At 42.9% G+C, this 17600-nt stretch carries 14 protein-coding genes; 6 read left to right on the forward strand and 8 right to left on the reverse strand.

From position 1 onward, the window contains the following. Window positions 1-2: 2 nt before the first annotated feature. Genes C4F40_RS14970 through C4F40_RS14985 form a run of 4 tightly spaced genes read left to right on the forward strand, consistent with a single transcriptional unit; the run spans window position 3 to window position 7427 of the window. Window positions 3-3131, forward strand: a complete 3129-nt coding sequence (locus C4F40_RS14970; RefSeq protein ID WP_196940187.1) for a SusC/RagA family TonB-linked outer membrane protein — start codon at window positions 3-5, stop codon at window positions 3129-3131. Between the two features lie 23 nt (window positions 3132-3154). Then, on the forward strand, window positions 3155-5224 hold the full coding sequence (locus C4F40_RS14975) for a RagB/SusD family nutrient uptake outer membrane protein (RefSeq protein ID WP_196940188.1): 2070 nt from the start codon (window positions 3155-3157) through the stop codon (window positions 5222-5224). 26 nt (window positions 5225-5250) lie between these two features. Further along, window positions 5251-6144: a BT_3044 domain-containing protein gene (locus tag C4F40_RS14980; RefSeq protein ID WP_196940189.1), complete on the forward strand. Its 894-nt coding sequence runs from the start codon at window positions 5251-5253 to the stop codon at window positions 6142-6144. Between the two features lie 44 nt (window positions 6145-6188). Beyond that, entirely contained in the window at window positions 6189-7427 is a 1239-nt protein-coding gene (locus C4F40_RS14985; RefSeq protein ID WP_231390079.1) for a BACON domain-containing protein, read from the forward strand. 701 nt (window positions 7428-8128) lie between these two features. On the opposite strand, the gene C4F40_RS14990 is transcribed toward C4F40_RS14985, so the two are convergent. Next, window positions 8129-8755 carry an FKBP-type peptidyl-prolyl cis-trans isomerase gene (locus C4F40_RS14990; RefSeq protein WP_196940191.1) on the reverse strand — a complete coding sequence of 209 codons (627 nt, stop codon included), beginning with the start codon at window positions 8753-8755 and terminating at the stop codon, window positions 8129-8131. A 393-nt stretch (window positions 8756-9148) separates the two neighbouring features. Beyond that, window positions 9149-9814, reverse strand: a complete 666-nt coding sequence (locus tag C4F40_RS14995; RefSeq protein WP_196940192.1) for an FKBP-type peptidyl-prolyl cis-trans isomerase — start codon at window positions 9812-9814, stop codon at window positions 9149-9151. Between the two features lie 177 nt (window positions 9815-9991). Here C4F40_RS14995 and C4F40_RS15000 point away from each other — a divergent pair, with 177 nt between their 5' ends. Next, entirely contained in the window at window positions 9992-10420 is a 429-nt protein-coding gene (locus C4F40_RS15000; RefSeq protein WP_196940193.1) for a CBS domain-containing protein, read from the forward strand. A gap of 210 nt (window positions 10421-10630) precedes the next feature. Here the strand turns inward: C4F40_RS15000 and C4F40_RS15005 are convergent, their stop codons facing one another. The 5 genes from C4F40_RS15005 to C4F40_RS15025 form a co-directional block, all read right to left on the reverse strand. Next, window positions 10631-11134: a thioredoxin family protein gene (locus C4F40_RS15005; protein WP_196940194.1), complete on the reverse strand. Its 504-nt coding sequence runs from the start codon at window positions 11132-11134 to the stop codon at window positions 10631-10633. Between the two features lie 10 nt (window positions 11135-11144). Next, complete coding sequence (locus C4F40_RS15010) at window positions 11145-13376, reverse strand: TonB-dependent receptor (RefSeq protein ID WP_267134662.1); 2232 nt, start codon at window positions 13374-13376, stop codon at window positions 11145-11147. Window positions 13377-13819: 443 nt separating this feature from the next. Then, complete coding sequence (locus C4F40_RS21615) at window positions 13820-14188, reverse strand: hypothetical protein (protein WP_231390080.1); 369 nt, start codon at window positions 14186-14188, stop codon at window positions 13820-13822. A 49-nt stretch (window positions 14189-14237) separates the two neighbouring features. Further along, on the reverse strand, window positions 14238-14588 hold the full coding sequence (gene panD, locus C4F40_RS15020) for an aspartate 1-decarboxylase (RefSeq protein ID WP_136900808.1): 351 nt from the start codon (window positions 14586-14588) through the stop codon (window positions 14238-14240). A 512-nt stretch (window positions 14589-15100) separates the two neighbouring features. Further along, window positions 15101-16330 carry a dicarboxylate/amino acid:cation symporter gene (locus C4F40_RS15025; RefSeq protein ID WP_196940195.1) on the reverse strand — a complete coding sequence of 410 codons (1230 nt, stop codon included), beginning with the start codon at window positions 16328-16330 and terminating at the stop codon, window positions 15101-15103. A gap of 65 nt (window positions 16331-16395) precedes the next feature. Here C4F40_RS15025 and mnmD point away from each other — a divergent pair, with 65 nt between their 5' ends. After that, complete coding sequence (gene mnmD, locus C4F40_RS15030; RefSeq protein WP_196940196.1) at window positions 16396-17061, forward strand: tRNA (5-methylaminomethyl-2-thiouridine)(34)-methyltransferase MnmC2; 666 nt, start codon at window positions 16396-16398, stop codon at window positions 17059-17061. 33 nt (window positions 17062-17094) lie between these two features. On the opposite strand, the gene C4F40_RS15035 is transcribed toward mnmD, so the two are convergent. Next, window positions 17095-17595 (reverse strand): FKBP-type peptidyl-prolyl cis-trans isomerase, encoded by a 501-nt coding sequence (locus C4F40_RS15035; RefSeq protein WP_196940197.1) that lies wholly within the window; start codon window positions 17593-17595, stop codon window positions 17095-17097. Window positions 17596-17600: the final 5 nt, after the last annotated feature.

The following is a 17600-nucleotide window of genomic DNA, read 5'->3' on the forward strand; positions in this document are numbered from 1 at the left end:
TCATGAAGATCATTCATATTTTGTGTATACTGCCGCTATGCTTATGGCTCACGGCCACGTTTGCACAACAAACGGAGGAATTAATAATTGCCGGTACCATCGTCAACGAAAATGGCGAGCCGGTTCCTCAGGTTTCTATTTATATCAAAGACCGGCCTGCAGCGGGAGCTTCTACGGACGAGAACGGGAAATTTAGTATTAAAAGCATTTATGGCGATAGGCTTGTATTTACCTATGTAGGGTACGAATCTGTAGAGCATGTTGCGGTCGAATCGACCGCCGACTTAATCATAAAGCTTTTGGATAAGAGTTCGGAACTCGACGAGGTCGTCGTGGTCGGACTGGGGGCTTCACAACGGAAAATAAGTTCTGTCGGCGCCATCACGACAGTCGATGTCAAGCAACTCCAAAGTCCTGCTCCTTCTATGGCCAACCTTCTTGGAGGGCGGGCCGCCGGCATTATTTCCATGCAAAGCTCAGGGGAGCCGGGAGCAAATATCGCTGATTTTTGGGTGCGCGGTATAGGTACATTTGGTGCCAACGCCAGTGCCCTTGTCCTTATTGACGGTCTGGAAGGTGATTTAAATACCATAGATCCCGCAGATGTCGAGAGCTTCTCGATCTTAAAGGATGCCTCGGCCACCGCTGTATACGGGGTACGAGGCGCCAATGGTGTGGTATTGGTTACGACCAAACGCGGTCAGGTAGATCGGATCCAGATTACCGGTCGTGTCAATTCGACTTTGTCTAGTCTCAATCGTCTACCAGAGTACCTACGTGCTCATGATTATGCCCAACTGGCCAACGAAGCGAGTATCATCAGGGGCATTGAACCATTGTTCAATGAGACCGAGTTGGGTATCATTCAGTATGGTCTAGATCCGGATATGTACCCGGATGTAAGTTGGCAGGATGAGATTCTCAACAAAAACTTTTGGCGTCAAAGCTATTATGCCTCTGGTCGTGGAGGATCTGAAATTGCCCGCTATTTCGTGAGCTTGGGTGGTAATAGTGAGACTGCCGCGTACAAGGTGGATAAAAACAGCATATACAGCTCCAACGTAGGTTACAATACGTACAATTACCGGGTCAATCTGGATATCAACCTAACCAAAAGCACGAAAGTATTTCTAGGAGCGGATGGATTCTTATCTCAGTTACGTCAGCCTGGTGTGGCCGATACAGATTATATATGGAAAACGCAGTCGACACTTACGCCCGTGTCTATTCCCTTGCAATATTCAAATGGAATGTTGCCCGGTGTGGGGGGCGGGGAACGATCATCACCTTACGTCATGATCAACCGTACGGGAAAAGCCAGTGAGGAGTGGTACAAAGGAAAAACAACACTCGCTATAGATCAAGATTTGTCAAGTCTCTTGGAAGGACTCAAATTTCGTGCGCAGGGCGCTTACGATATTCATAGTAATTTCTTCGAACGTAGATGGCTACAGCCTGCGCTCTATGAAGCTACAGGTAGGGATTACGACGGTTCGCTTATTACAGCGCAAAGGGTACAAGAGACCTCAGCTTCTTATAGTAAAAGGATGCGGCAGTACCGAAAGTACCACTTCGAGTCAACGCTCAACTACGATCAGAAATTTGGGGAAGACCACCGTACATCCGCATTGGTCTACTATTACCTCAGTGATGCCAAGGATACCGATGATGCGACAAATAATTTGACAGCTATTCCCGTACGTTATCAAGGGGTATCCAGCAGGTTCACTTATGGTTATCGCGATACATACCTTATTGATGCCAATTTTGGTTATACCGGATCGGAAAACTTTCAGCCTGGTCGCCAATATGGTTTCTTCCCTTCCATTGCGGTAGGTTGGGTGCCGACGGGATATGAATTTATGCAGGAAAGGGCTCCTTGGCTTAATTATTTCAAGATCAGGGCATCTTACGGTACCGTAGGTAATGACCGCATTACAAATGATATTAGATTCCCCTACCTGACTAAGGCAGATTTGGGCTCCGGGAGTGTTTGGGGAGTCGGCGGTATCGAAACCATCGGCGAAACCCGTATCGGAGCAGACAACCTCGCTTGGGAAAGGGCCATTAAGTCCAATTTAGGGATAGAAGGTAAGCTCTTTAACAATAAGATCGATTTTGTCGTTGACTTTTTTAAGGATCAGCGTAACGGTATATTTCAGCAGCGGGTACAGGTGCCAGATTACGTGGGTGTGATCAGCAACCCTTATGCTAATGTGGGGCGGATGCAAAGTTCTGGAGCCGATGGTAGTATAAGCTATAGTACCCAAATCTCTCAAGACATGAGTTTGACCTTGCGTGGTAATTTTACCTATTCTAAAAATGTCGTACAGAATTGGGAACAAGCTTACATGGAGTATTCTTACTTGGAGTTTAACGGATTTCCATACAATTCCATCCGCGGTTATCAGGCCTTAGGACTGTTTAAGGATGAAGATGACATTAAGTATAGCCCCACGCAATCTTTTGGTAGTGTTATGCCCGGAGATATCAAATACAAGGACGTGAACGGCGATGGCGTTATCAATACACTGGACCAAGTACCTTTGACCCATAGTAACTACCCGTTGACCATGTACGGCTTCGGTGGAGAGTTTCGCTATAAAAACCTATCGCTGGGTGTGCTGTTTAAAGGGACTGGAAAAACTTCCTTTTTCTATGTAGGGCAACCTATGAAATATAAAGGCGTAACCGAAAATACGGGTATGGGCTATATGCCATTTTTTCAGGGTACCTCTGGTAATGTGCTTACTTTGGCCAATGATCCTGCAAACCGTTGGATTCCGCGGGATTATGCCCTGGAGCATGGTATAGACCTTTCTTTGGCTGAAAATCCCAATGCGCGCTTCCCGCGTTTGCAATACGGCAACAATAGTAACAACAGTCAATTATCATCTTTTTGGCAGGACGATGCACGCTACCTGCGGTTGCAGGAAGTTACGCTGAGTTATCACGTGAATCCGAATTTTCTGAAAAGGTTAGGTGTGACATCGATGGACCTTCAGTTCGTGGGAAATAATCTCTATATATGGGACAATGTGAAAATCTATGACCCCGAACAAGCTGCTTGGGGTGGACGTAAGTACCCGATCCCTACGACATATTCGCTACAGGCTTATATCAATTTTTAGTACTACAGATATCAATCAACGAGATGAGAACGTCAATAATTATAAAAAGAATAACCAGAATAACTTTAGTCGTACAGTTGTTGTTCATGGTGACATCCTGTAAGGACTATCTTAATATCGATAATTACTTCGATGATGAGTTTAATATCGATTCGGCATATGCCAATACGCGCTATATTGAAGCTTATATGTGGGGTGCCGCGGCGATGTTCCCGGACGAATCCAACACCATTCGGCAGGGTTACACACCGGGGCCGATGGCTACGGACGAGGGGATCAATGGTCTTACGGGTGCGGGATCTTCCAACGTGTACTACGGAATGGATTTTGTAACCGGGAATATTACCCCCGACTTTTATGGATCTGGTGGTGGTCCCGCTGGTAACCTCAATCAATGGGGGAGGAACTATAAAATCATCCGTAAATGTAATAACATACTGAAGAATATCGATGTGCCAAGAGACATGACCTATTCGGACCGCAACAGAATAGAGGGATATACCCGTTTTATACGTGCTTATGCCTATTACAACCTGCTGATCGATTACGGCCCACCGATATTGCTGGGTGATGAAGTCATTAATACCAATGAAACAATTGAATACTATGACCGTCCGCGGGCGACTTATGATGAGGCAATGACCTACGTCTGCGAGGAGTTTGAAAAAGCAGCGGTATTGCTTCCACAGGAAGTTGGTCTTCTGAATTTTGGTAGGCCGACAAAGGGGGCTGCGCTGGCTTTGATCGCCCGGCTGCGGTTAATACATGCGAGTCCTTTGTTTAACGGAGGAGCGGCAGCTAATTCCTATTATGGCAACTGGACCCGCTCTACAGACGGTGTGCACTATGTGTCGCAACAATATGATGAAAGTCGTTGGGCGCTAGCCGCTGCGGCTGCTAAGCGCGTGATGGATCTCGGGGTATACAAGCTCTATACTGTGCCGTCAGACGAGAGGACGGCTGTCTTGCCCACAGGAGTTACTTCCGACCCCAATTTCTATAACGCGTATCCCGATGGAGCTTCTGGTATTGACGCATTTAAGTCTTACTCAGATGTCTTTACCGGCGAATCAGTGGGAGCCATTAATCCGGAATATATCTGGGGGGTAAATACGGTTTATATGAACACAACTATTAATCAAGGGTCAATGCCACCTTCGCTTGGAGGTTGGGGACGATTTAGTGTTACACAGAAAGTGGTCGATGCCTACCTGATGAATGACGGCCGAACCAAAGAAGAGGCCCGTGGCAATACCTATTTTGAAACTGTTGCCGATCTTCCTACCGGAGGGACCTTTGACGACCTCTTCACGGCACAACCGAAGTCTTTCTCTGGTTACCCACTTAATTCCGGAATATTTAAAATGTACGATAACCGGGAGATGCGTTTTTATGCATCTATCGGATTCAATGGTGCCGTGTGGCAAGCATTGTCCAGTACGACAAACAATACACACACCGCTAAGTACTTTTATCAGGACGCCGACGGCCGCGGAGGTGTATCTGCGACTTCTCCCAATTATCCGCTTACGGGATATGTGATCAAGAAATGGAACCATCCATATGATGCCATTAATGGTACAGGTGCCCGTTATATGCCCAAGGCATATCCTATTATCCGGTATGCTGAGATCTTGCTGTCTTATGCGGAAGCGCTTAATAATCTGACCGGTAGCCATAGCGTGGAGCTAGGGGGACAAACATACACCTTGAGTCGTGATGTTGATGAGATTAAAACTTCTTTTAATGCCGTTCGTTATCGCGCAGGATTACCTGGTCTATCTTCGAGTCAGCTCTCCAATACGGCTGAAGTTCAAAAACAGATCGAACGAGAACGTATGGTGGAGTTTTTATGGGAAAACAGACGTTTCTACGATGTTCGCCGTTGGGGGATCTATGAAGAAAGCGAACGTGAACCTATACGGGGTATGAATCCAGATGGAGCGGATCGGGAATCTTTTTACAGACGTGTTAGTCCGGGTACTTCATCGTTTCTAACCAGACAGGTAGACAAGAAGCTTATTTGGGTGCCCATACCTCGTGCAGAGATGAGAAGATTGCCTTCTGTTGATCAGAATCCGGGCTATAATTAGGAGAAAACCATAAAAAAAGCGAAAAAATGAAACGAAATTATATAGCAATACTTGCACTTACGACTGCCTTTGCTTCCTGCAAAGACAACGAGGTGTTTGAAAAAGAAATGTACAAAAATGAGGTCGCTCTGATCAGTAGCGACTATCACAATACTTTTCAGGAAGTCGTTCAACTGACGGGTGAAGAAGTCATCGGGTATATTGCTGCTTCCGCAGGAGGTACGCATGCACCGGAAAAGGATCTCGTTATCGGTCTGGAAGAAGATGCTACTCCACTGGCGGAATACAACTGGTCGCTTTACGATGCCGCAGAAGATTTGTATGCCAAATTATTGCCTGAGAGCAAGTATGAAATTCTTGATGATAAGATTGTGATTAAAGCAGGTGAACTTACAGGACGTACTATGATTAAGTTGCGTCCGGATGGTTTATCACCGGACTCCGCCTATTTTATCGGATTAAAAGCTACCGGTATCTCAGGGGTTGAGATTAAATCAAAAAAAAGTACGATGCTGTACCAAGTGCTTATCGAGAACCAGTACGCCTCACAAGCGACTAATAGCATGTACTCCATGGTGGGATTAGCAAACGGTTTGGCGACTGCGGCCAACAAACAACTCTTTCCATTGACTAGCAATAGTGTACGGATGATCGCAGGAAATGAAACCTACGTGTCGAAAGAAGTGGATCTCGCAAAAACTTCCCTCATCCTGGAAATGGATGAGTTTAATAATATAACCATCAAACCGTACAAAGATCTACAGATCGTTCAATTGAATAATGATCCCGCGTATCCAAATGTCTTTAAGGTTGAAGAGGCCTTTGGGATAAGAACCAACGTATTCCTGTTGTCATACGAGTATACGATCGGCGGTGTTACAAATATCATGAAAGAACGCGTGGAGATGCAAGTGAAATAAAAAATATGGAATCCATGAAAGTGATGAACTATAAAAAATCGGAGATGCTAACAAGAACAATCTATGCCTTTTGTTTGGCAGTTGCCGTGCTCTTTTCTTCCTGTGAAAAAGATCAAGATGATGGCGGTTATTTTGAACTGAAAGATAGTCCCTCCAAGATGGAAGCTTCCGCCGAAGCTTCTTCCGAAACTTACTCCTTCAAGTCCAATGGAAAATGGAAAATTGAACCTTTGCGTAAGGAAAAATGGATAAATATTGAACCACTGGAAGGTGAAGGAGACGGTACATTCACCGTCAAGGTAAACAGAAATACGTCTGAAGAAGCACGTGCAATGACGCTGTTTTTTACAGTCGATGGAAGTTTGCAAAACGCCGTATTTAAAGTGGAACAGGCCGCGGCTACCGGCAGTGGACAGGAAGAAGACCGTTATCTAAAAATAGATGATATTTCGGATAGGTTGGAGGTATTAGAAGCGGGTCATACCGGCAAGTATATTTTGCGTGCTACAGGTAAATGGAAATTGGACGTTGAGGAAGAGGCGGATTGGTTGAATATAGAGCCGATGGAAGGTACAGGTGATGGGCCTGTAACGATATCGGTTAATAAGAATACGGGGGTCGAAAGAACCGCTCATTTATTGTTCTTCCTCGATGAGGTGCAACAACCTAATTCGTTGCCAATCCATCAAGAAGGTATTGATCTAAGTGAGGAAGTCGTTTTTGCGGAAGATTTTAATTGGTTGGGATATGGAAGTGCTGTTTTCTACACAACAACTGAAGAAAAAATAATCAGTAGCTGGACTGCGGGCGAACAAGCAAAAGGCTGGGTAAGCTCACCGTCTGCAGACAACAGTAAGCCTGTGTATGCCCGCCAGGGATTTGTGAAATTGGGAAAAACGAATTATGGTGCTGATTTAATTTCTCCTAAGCTAACAGCGGTACAAGGAACAAAGAATCTGTTGGTTAAATTTAAAGCTGTTCCTTATCAGACAGCTGGCGGTACAAAAGATGGTACCGCTCTAAAGGTGAATGTTATCGGACCGGGAACAATTAGTGTAAATGAGTTTAGTGTCGACAACTGGCCAAATTATTACGAAGATCCTACTTGCACATTGATCTGGGCCGCCGACGGAACAGAACGTTCATTCATCATCACAGGAGCTACTAGCGAGACCCAAATTAGGTTTTTAGGGGGAGACTTCGACTTACGTGAGGCAAGTGGTGCACCGATTAATAAAAATCGTATATTCTTGGACGATATTGAGGTGACGGTGATAAAATAATAAACAGGTAAAGTTATTTGATGTGTAGCCCACGATTTTTTGAATCGTGGGCTATTACGTTTAGTTTGGAAGGGGATGCAGAGAAATAGCTTTTACCCAAAGCCGAATTGATGCCAGAATAGTATTACGTAACATGCTTTGAAAGAAAAATTAGTTCTTATTTATACCTATAAATGGTAGTAAAAGCACAGTTACGGGGACTTTATGACAGAAGTAGTTTGCTTAAAAAGCGGTTTGTTTTTCAATTAACGATATTATTATTGTGTTAAAAGAAATATAACCGGATCTGTTGACAAATGGTTTGGCGCCCTAATTTGTACGAGATGACATATTTGTCGTTTAGTAGGTTGTATGCGCTCTCTTTTCTACTGCTGCATGAATAAGTAAGGAGCTAAAGTGAATATAAAATAACTCAAGGTTAAAATAGGGGAGGTCTCGCTTGTTTAATTTGACGGAAAAGACAATGGTCTTAAGCTGAAATGCAACAGGTGAGGGCGTAAACCCATTTGGTAGATCGAATGGTGTGTTTCGTAAGTGACTGTATTTTAATGGCTTTGTCGAAGTGATAATTGGTTGTTGGCGTAAAGTAATACGACGAAGGTTAAACCGGTTTAGGTTAGCGCTGATGTTACGTAGGTAGGGGAAGAAAAAGTTAGAAATATAAAAGGCCTCTTGGAATACATGAGGCCCTTTTTTTGGTGTTAATTATTTCTTTTTGGATCGAAATCCCGCATCTTTAGCACTTCTACTTCAAAGTCGAGCGGTGAATTAGCTGGTATCTTGCCTTGAACACTCCGCCCATAAGCATATTGTGAAGGTGTGATAATCCTAAACCTTGCACCGTTTTGTGCGCCGTTTGTGAAGATGATTCCTAGATCAAGATCTTTGTCATCTACGGTTAAATCCTTTGGAGAAAAGGCATAAATCCATGCCGTAATAACGGATGCGTTTCCTGTATTGAGACTCATATATATAGGAAGCGTATCTCCTTTTGTTATATCTTTTGTCTCATCGAATACTGTTCCGTCTGCGACTAACTTACCTTTGTAGTTTATAATCCCCTCCGCGAAAATCCATTTTTGATTCAGCGTGTCTTTGATATCATAATCGTAACTATCAGGTTCTCCCGGCTCAATAATTTCATACCATAAGCCGCTGTTTTCGTATTGTTGGGCATTAGGATAATGTTGTTTTACATAGCTCTCGATCATCGGCTTTTCTAATGCTAGCTGAGCTTCAGGATCAAAAATATCCTTATCGTCTACACAGGATGCGAAAGTTGCAGCCGTAATTGTAACTGCAAATAGTAATTTAAATAGGTTTTTCATTTATGTAATTTTGTTAAATATAGTGATAACGTCCGTTTCATCATTTTGCTACATATTGGATGTATAAAAGTTTTCTTTCGTCATTCTCTCATCCCGAGACATCAGATTCACAAAACACATTGTAAGGATAATGACAAAAAAGGGGAACTTGACTCTGAGCGGAGCAAAATGGAGTCGACTGCGGAGCAGGCATCAGGTAGAATAGTGCGGGTGTGTGGGACTAATGCAACAATAGGGTCTAAAGATATGTTCTTTCAGTCGGGTTGACGACATAGTTTACTAAACTGTCATTGGTGGTGTGGAGGAATCTAAACTGAGAGGCAAAACTATATAGCAGCTAAATAAAAAAGCGCCAACAATACTGTCGACGCTTTCGATATATTTTAAGTCGTTTTATTCGATTGTTAATACTTCAAATTCATATACTAATGGTGAGTTAGCTGGGATATCACCTACTTTATTTGCTCCAAAGGCCCAATAAGAAGGGGAGACTACACGAATTTTGCTTCCTTTTTTCAAACCCTTCGCAGTTAAACCGCCGATGTTTATGTCGCTGCCGTCTTTCCTGATTGATTTCGGAAAAAAAGAAACGAACCAAACACTATTGTAAACACTGCTATTCGAAGTGAAAGTAGCAAAGTCGAAACTACCGTTGGTTTCTCCTTGTACCTCGGTGCCATCCAACAATGATGCTGTATAAGTCACTTTTACTTTTGGAGCCACCAAGCCGCCAGAGCTAGAAAGTTCATGGGTATATGCCTCATCGTCCTCTTCGGTAGGGACTTCCAAAACTTCAAACCAAAATCCTCTCTTAGGTTTTTTTTCTATAAGAGTCAAAGGATATTCCGTTTCATCTTCTTGCCAGCCTTCTGGTGCTTCCGAAGGATTGTCCAATAGATATTTTTCAATTTTAATTTTATCCTCAGCTAATGAAGCCGCAATTGCTTCTTCTTGTCGACGTTGGTTCGCTTCATTTTCAGCGCTATTGTCTTTCATACAAGAGCTAAATGCAACCGCTGCAAATGCCAATACTAATAGTGGTTTAAATAGAGTTTTCATAAATTTTAATGTCTTTTCTACAGGATAGAACGCAGGCTCATTCCTTAATGCTACAGCAAAAGTAAGAAAAAAGGTTTTATTTTTTATTCCACTAATAAAAGTTATCTTTAATGAACTATTTTATATAATGACCAATTTGTTGGTGCCGACTCATCAACAACTTAAAAACTAATTGAGATGAAAACCGTAAAACACATTCTCCAGGGTAAATCGTCTGTTATTCACGCTGTAAGCCAAAATACATTGGTTTTGGATGCTTTGCAAATGATGATGGAAAAAAACATCAGTGCATTGTTGATTGTTGAAAATGACGCGTTAGTTGGTATCTTCACCGAGCGCGACTACGCCCGAAAAATTATCTTGCAGGGCAAGTCATCCAAAGATACGCCTATCCATTTGGTCATGACACATGATCCACAGACCATCACAACGGAAGTACAAATTGAGAGCTGCATGGAATTAATGACCAACAAGCATTTTAGGCATTTGCCCGTGGTGGAAAATGATACTGTTATTGGCATAATTTCTATCGGGGATCTTGTGAAACATATCATCGATGATCAAAAGCAGACCATTGACCAACTTCAAAGCTATATCAGCAGTTAGGAAAAAGTAGAGCTAAATAAAAAGTAAAAAAAGGTGTCTAAAAAGTACCGTTTGCCGTCATTTCGAACCGGAGGGACGATGGTGACCGCGAAGCAAAATCTATGGACATACATGTGCTAATCAATCAAAAACGCAGATTATCACGTCGCTAGCGCTCCTCATAATGACGCGTTTTTACGTTTGCTAGATGTTTTTATACACCCTCTTTTGTTAAGGCGTTTGTAAATCAATTACACTTATGTCGTCGATTGCGTTCAGTAGTTCCTTTAACTGGGTGGGGTTCAATACACCACCGTGGCGAAATAGTGTTTGATAGTTCTTGTCGAGTAATACCCAAGTCGGAAAAGCGAGCGTACCGGGGCCGTTTAATGCCCGAGCAAGTTCGTTTGTGCCGGTGTTTTTGCCCGTAGGCTTGAACGTATAGTCCTTGCCTTGAAATAAAACGTTATCTCTACTTTCCGCATCAAATGCTACATAGTAGAATGAGTTTGCGCTTATAGCGAAATCCTTGTTCTTTCGTATTTGGTTCTTCTGCATCTGGCAATATTGACACCAATCGGTAGATAGCAGGATTAATATCGGCTTCGCTTGTTGCGCCATCAGGCTATCCACCTCAGCGATGTCCACTGGATTTATCTGCGCCTTGCAAAAGGAACTAAACAAACCAATTAAAGCTAGCAATACCGCATAATTTTTACCTAATCCTGCTATCATGATACCTATATTATCTTAGTAAATTATAGCGAACGCCCAAGAATCCACGAATCCCTTGGTTTGGTCCGTAAACGTAACTGGGGTCAAACGGTAGAAGACTCGGATCATCAATTTTTTCAAATGGGTCATGGGCACGGGAGATAATAAATGGAATCCCTTTGGTGGGTGTCCAGTTCAGTAAATTCTTGACACCGGCAAAAATTTCAAGCCCGTTCTGGAAGTGTTTCGTGACTTGTATATTCTGGATGCTCCATGCCTTCGATTCGTCGGGTCTGGGATCGTCTGCACCTAGAATAGGTAAGCGCATAGGACCTATAACATTACCAGTATAGTCAAAACTTAATCCGAGACGGTTCCAGTTATATCCAATGGTCCAGGTACCCATATATTTTTCGGTGAGCATCTGCCATTCCCGCTCGCCTTCTTCTTCACTATAAACATCCATTACGGTACCACCGATCATCGCTTTCAAACCACTCGAATGCGCCCAGTCCAGATTGACAGAAATACCTTTTGAAACGGCATGTCCATCTAAATTGGAATAGATGATCTTATTGATATCGGTATCATAGTCGGGGATAATCTTATTGCTAAAGTAGGTGTAAAATGCGCTGGCATCGATACCAAATACAGAACCATTGTCCGAGTAGAACTTCTTCACGTAGTTGACGTTTGTATTCCAGGAAGTTTCGGGCTTGAGATCACCTTCGAAAACCACATCGCGGGCACCGGTTAGTGCGGCATGGTCTTCCGTAAAGACATTGGCTACACGATAACCGTTTCCGGCACCGATCCTCAGGACCTGGGTTTTGTCTTTGGAGTTCCATTTATAATTTACACGCGGAGATAAGATACTCCCGTGGATAGAGTTATAATCGTAACGTGCTCCAAGCAATAACTTGTGTTGCGGATGTAGGGTAATTTCATCTTGGACAAACAGCCCCGGCAAATGTGTGTGCGATACTTCGGTTGTTGCGGGAGTATTATCGTCGTAATAGGTGTAACGATAGGCCAGTCCGGTCAATAGATCATGGTTTTTAAGTTGTTTATGCCAAGTTAACTGACCAAATACAATTTTCTGGTCTGCCGTATATTGGACGTCGCCATAGACACTATTTTGATCGTGCCCATTTGCGCTGAGAGATAGCGAGAAATCTTCGCTACCAGGTAAGTCGTAGACGCCCATCACTTCCCAGCGTTTGGTATAAATGCTTTCGCCATAAACCTCATCGCCTCCACGATATTGCTTGTTCCAGTTCATTTCTCCGCCCCATCGATCTTCGTATATATACCGGCCGGCCAGGGAGAATGTTTTATTGTCTTTGCGCGCGAAATTCCATTTATTAAAAATGGAAATCCGATCCTGCAAGGTAACGTCTGTAAAGTTATCTCCGTTTTTATCTAACGGATTCGAATAGTTAAAGTAATTCACGCCTAGCAACGACTGAGCGGAACCCACTTTGAATTTACCTCCGAGATCTAAGTTGTATTCCTGCCAGGTTGTTCCGAATGTTTCCAAGCTAAATAATGGTGCGTTTTCAGGCGTTTTCGTGATGATGTTGATGAGACCACCTACGGCTTCACTCCCGTATAATGTAGAGGCTGGGCCTTTTACTATTTCTACACGTTCAATTAAGGCTTGCGGAATCCCGTTCAATCCATATACTGTTGAAAGGCCGGAGACAATCGGCATACCGTCAATCAGTACCATGGTGTATGGCCCTTCCAGACCATTGATATGGATGTCACCGGTATTACATACGCTGCAGTTGATCTGCGGGCGCACACCATTTATATTCTGGAGAGATTCGAAAATTGTCGGGGCGGGGTTCGCTCTGAAAAATTTGGCAGAATAGACCTCTACCGGAATTGGGCTTTCTAACTTGGAGACCGCGCGCAGCGTGCCAGATACCACTACTTCATCTAGATTGCGATTGTCTTTTTGTAATATAATACGGAGTTGTGAACTTTTTTGGGAATCGTTGATGTTTTGTTTATAGGGCAGATAACCGATTGTGCGCACTAGAATAGTAACCGGATTTTGCGTAGAGGTTAGGGAAAATTTACCCTGCTCATCGGAAGAAGCGGCGATAGACGTACCTTCTATGAGGATAGTGGCATGCTCAATAGGGTTGCCTTTTGGGTCTTGGATAGTCCCTTCGATTTTCTGTTGGGCAAAGCTAGTTGATAAAGCAAATAGCATAAGTACGGTCATGAAATGACCATAATAGTTTGTAGACATATAATATATAATGTGTTCTTGATGAAATACGTTAAAAAATAAATACTTAGTGGTGGTAACGGACGAATGGAAAAGCTGCTGGTAGATTGCCACGTCGTGCCTCCTCGCAATGACGGTGACGATTTACGTAGTAGATAGTCTTTTCTAAAGCGTATTGCTATGCTAGAAGATTGCCACGTCGTGTCTCCTCGCAATGACGGTGACAGGTTACGTAGCAGCTAGTCTTTTCTAAAGTATATTGCTGCTATGCTAGAAGATTGCCACATCGTGCCGCCTCGCAATGACGGTGACAGTTTACGTAGTAGATAGTCTTTTCTAAAGCGTATTGCTATGCTAGAAGATTGCCACGTCGTACTGCCTCGCAATGACGGTGATGTTGTACTTTCTTGCAATGGCGACAATATCGTAGACAGCAGATGGTCTTTTTTCCGTTCCGTAAATTGTTAGACGTGATATTGGGGAGGGCCTCTTAGGTAATAAGAGTTAAAAATAGGTGTGTATTCCCGATAGGAATAGTATGAATAATTCTCGAAATTAAATTCTTGAAAAAAAGGAAGCTCAAAGACGACGAAATCTGAAGAAAGGAAACTTCCTTGAAAAACAATGTTTAGGTATTGAATTTCACCATCCGATTTGTGGTGCTTTTTGTGCGACTTATCGGTGAAATCGTAGGGGTGAATATGTGTTACGATTTCGCCACTGGAAGTGATCTCTTTGTGCATGAACACAACACCACTGATTACAATTACACACATCCACCCGGCTAGGAGGGATGCAAATAATCTGCGGTATGTGGATAGTATGCTCAGCATATTCGGATAATGCAATCGAATTCGTATTATTCGATGGTAAAGTTAATCATTATTTCAATAACCTGTTGTGGTCATCTGGAAATACAAGTGAGGGTTTGTGTTTCCGTGCTTCTTCGCGATCCATCGTGGCATAGGAGATAATAATTACAATGTCTCCTACTTGCACCAATCGAGCCGCTGCTCCGTTCAGACAGATCGTGCCTGTACCCCGTTCGCCCGGTATTACATATGTTTCTAATCGAGCTCCGTTGTTGTTATTTACGATCTGTACCTTCTCATTGGCAATAATATCTGCCGCATCCATCAAATCTTCATCAATAGTGATACTTCCCACATAATTCAATTCGGCTTGTGTTACACGAGCGCGATGAATTTTCGATTTCATTACTTCGATCATCATAACTGCAAAATTAATCTTTTTATTGTTTATTTAAAGTAAGAAATTGTGGGGGCAGGGATTTCGCTTTTAACTTCTTTGTCCGTTTCTCGTCATTGCGAGAAGGAGGTACGACGACGAAGCAATCTCATTATTGGCCTTAGACTGCTTCGTCGTACCTCCTCGCAGTGACGAATGTGTTTTTAAAAGCGAAATCCCTGAATTGAGGGGGGATTTATTTGAATAAGTTTAAAGAACCTATTTTTTATACAATTTGAAATTTCCCCTTTCACCTCCTCTTCGCTACTTGCCGTGGCAGGGCTTCCTACTTTTGACCGCAAAAGTAGGCAAAACTCGTCGCTGTATCCATTTGCCACAGTGGCTAGTGCCTCCTCCTGCTATTGTCGACCCACCAAGGCGACATTTATCGTTCATGTTAGGATAGTGCATTCGTTACGAAAGTTAAGTGTTCGGCAAACTCAAAAACTCCGGCCTTAGCGGATTTGGACTGGCCAATGGCGGTGCAGCACCGAGCATCACTCCTCTTTAACCTCTTCAAACCGTTCACCTGAAAATCGGGTGACCAGCATTGCGGCAACGGTGTCTCCTGTAGCATTAAGGACCGTAGCGAGCGGATCTACGAGGGCGCCAATAATCATAATGGCTGGTATGGCTTCATTTGGGATGCCATACACAGAGATCATTAACATTTCACCGATAAATCCACCGTTTGGAATCCCTCCTGCTACCATACTCACGAGAATAGTTATACCGACGGCGGTAATGAGGGTGGTTGGTTCGAAGAAGTTCCATTCCAGTATAGAAAAAGCAACATAGATTTTTAGTATGGAGGAAATGGAAGATCCATTTTTATAGAGGGTGTTGCCCAACGGGATAACAACATTCGCTACGCCTGCGGGTATACCTAATTTTTTCGCTGCATCTAGATTTGCTGGGAGAGTAGCTAGACTGCTGCATGTACTCAATGCGGTCAAAGACGGCGTGATGTTATATTTCCAGTACCCGGTAACACCGTTCTTTTGCTGTGCTACAAAAGCGTATATGGAATAGAATGTAAAGAAAAATACAATTCCAAAAATATAATAGAATGCCAATGGTTTTGCGTAGAAGCCGAATAATTCGGGACCTAATGTGTGTACTTGATATGCAAAATATGCCCCCAGACCGATAGGGCCAAATTTCATGATTAGTGTCAAGAGCGATTTCATTACCTCATTCCCGGCATTCAGAAATTTCACAAACAGCGCGGCGTCTTCGCCTGTCTTCCGAGCAGCTGTGCCGACTAAAAAAGAAAATATTACGAAAGCCAGTATATTTTGGCGCGACAGTAGATTGGCGAATTCTCCAACAGTTAAAAAGCGCACTATTTTATCACCCCAGGTATCGTCTGCGTTGGTTGCCAAACTTTCAATCGCGGCAGAAGTATCTTTAGCGGCCGTAACCGGGAAGATCCAAAGACCTATTATCGTAGCAATAGCGGCAATAACGATTGTCGCCACAAACACAGCAGACATCGTTCCTAAAATCCTGCCCAACTTGTTGTTGCTTTCTATATTGGCAACGGAAGAAGAAATGGCAAAAAATAGCAATGGAATAACAGCTACAAAAAGCAGGTTTAAAAATATGTCCCCTAGCGGCTTAATAAATGGAACAACGCTGGGTAACAGTAGGCCGATAATACTACCGACTATTATTCCGACCAATAGTTGGATAATATTACTGTAGTTTTTGAGTATTTCCTGCATCAGAATTATGTCTAGCGCTAAAATAGCCTTTTTTGTATTAGATTTGAAGAATAAATTTTTGTTTTATGGATTTTGTAACAACCGGAGATGGTTCAAAAACGCTGTATCATGCTGAAATAGGTGAACATTATCATTCGAAACACGGGGCATACCAGGAAAGTATACATGTTTTTTTAAAATCTGGGCTACAGTTTTTTTTAGAAAAGGAACATAAAAAAGAAGCATCCATTTTAGAAGTCGGATTTGGGACGGGGCTCAATTTTCTGCTTACAGCAGATTATTGCGCAAAAAATGCCGTGAAATTAAATTACCGAGGTATAGAAGCATTTCCGTTGCCATTGGAAATCATATCACAAACCGATTACGACCAATATATTTCTGCAGCTTTGTGGAATGATTTTGTTTCCACTTATGAAAGTGCAGTGAAAGGGTCAGTAAAGTTAGCTAACGAGATCGATTTAGGTATTGCACATACAGATGTGTTGGATTTTGAGGACAAAAGCACATTTGACGTCATGTACTTCGATGCTTTTGCGGCCATACATCAACCTGAAATGTGGTCGGATGAGACGTTAGCTCATGTGTGCAGCTTCTTGAAACCCGGCGGTGTATTTGTAACATACGCCATTACGGGGAACTTGAAGCGGAGCATGAAAGCCTTAGGTTTTTCAATTGAAAAGGTACCTGGCGCTCCGGGTAAAAGAGAGATGTTGAGAGCTATAAAACAATAAAATCCGCTAATCAGCGGATTTTATTGTTTTTAATTATTCGTGATCTGCATGACCATCAGCACCATGTGCATGGCCGTGGGATAGTTCTTCTTCGGTAGCTGGACGAACCGCTAAAATCTCAATATCGAAATTCAAGTTTTTACCAGCCATAGGGTGGTTTAAGTCAGCTACAACTGCTTCAGGAGTTACTTCAACCACTACCGCGCGAAATTGATTTCCTTGATTATCTTGAAGTGGTAATACTTCTCCTACTGGAGGAAGGCCTGTCTCATTAAACATATCAGCAGGCAATTGTGCGATCGCCTTGTCATCTCTTTCACCATATGCATCAACTGCATCTAGTTCGAATGAAGATTTATCCCCTTCATTTAATCCGGCTATTTTCTCTTCAAATTTAGGTAACATCATACCTACACCATATAAAAATGTTAACGGGTTTTCAGTGGTTGTCTGCTCTACAAAAGTTTTTTCTCCTCCCTCTACGGTGTGGAGAATGTAATTCAACGTTACTACGTTGTTGTTTTCTACTGCCATTGGAC

The sequence above is a fragment of the Sphingobacterium pedocola genome, assembly GCF_015209965.1.
GTDB classification, from domain to species: Bacteria; Bacteroidota; Bacteroidia; order Sphingobacteriales; family Sphingobacteriaceae; genus Sphingobacterium; species Sphingobacterium pedocola.

Excerpts from the sequence above, each read along its gene's own strand:
- C4F40_RS14970 (WP_196940187.1), top strand. The coding sequence starts at position 3 with ATGAAGATCATTCATATTTTGTGTATACTGCCGCTATGCTTATGGCTC.
- C4F40_RS14975 (WP_196940188.1), top strand. The coding sequence starts at position 3,155 with ATGAGAACGTCAATAATTATAAAAAGAATAACCAGAATAACTTTAGTC.
- C4F40_RS14980 (WP_196940189.1), top strand. The coding sequence starts at position 5,251 with ATGAAACGAAATTATATAGCAATACTTGCACTTACGACTGCCTTTGCT.
- C4F40_RS14985 (WP_231390079.1), top strand. The coding sequence starts at position 6,189 with ATGCTAACAAGAACAATCTATGCCTTTTGTTTGGCAGTTGCCGTGCTC.
- C4F40_RS14990 (WP_196940191.1), bottom strand. The coding sequence starts at position 8,755 with ATGAAAAACCTATTTAAATTACTATTTGCAGTTACAATTACGGCTGCA.
- C4F40_RS14995 (WP_196940192.1), bottom strand. The coding sequence starts at position 9,814 with ATGAAAACTCTATTTAAACCACTATTAGTATTGGCATTTGCAGCGGTT.
- C4F40_RS15000 (WP_196940193.1), top strand. The coding sequence starts at position 9,992 with ATGAAAACCGTAAAACACATTCTCCAGGGTAAATCGTCTGTTATTCAC.
- C4F40_RS15005 (WP_196940194.1), bottom strand. The coding sequence starts at position 11,134 with ATGATAGCAGGATTAGGTAAAAATTATGCGGTATTGCTAGCTTTAATT.
- C4F40_RS15010 (WP_267134662.1), bottom strand. The coding sequence starts at position 13,376 with ATGTCTACAAACTATTATGGTCATTTCATGACCGTACTTATGCTATTT.
- C4F40_RS21615 (WP_231390080.1), bottom strand. The coding sequence starts at position 14,188 with ATGCTGAGCATACTATCCACATACCGCAGATTATTTGCATCCCTCCTA.
- panD (WP_136900808.1), bottom strand. The coding sequence starts at position 14,588 with ATGATGATCGAAGTAATGAAATCGAAAATTCATCGCGCTCGTGTAACA.
- C4F40_RS15025 (WP_196940195.1), bottom strand. The coding sequence starts at position 16,330 with ATGCAGGAAATACTCAAAAACTACAGTAATATTATCCAACTATTGGTC.
- mnmD (WP_196940196.1), top strand. The coding sequence starts at position 16,396 with ATGGATTTTGTAACAACCGGAGATGGTTCAAAAACGCTGTATCATGCT.
- C4F40_RS15035 (WP_196940197.1), bottom strand. The coding sequence starts at position 17,595 with ATGGCAGTAGAAAACAACAACGTAGTAACGTTGAATTACATTCTCCAC.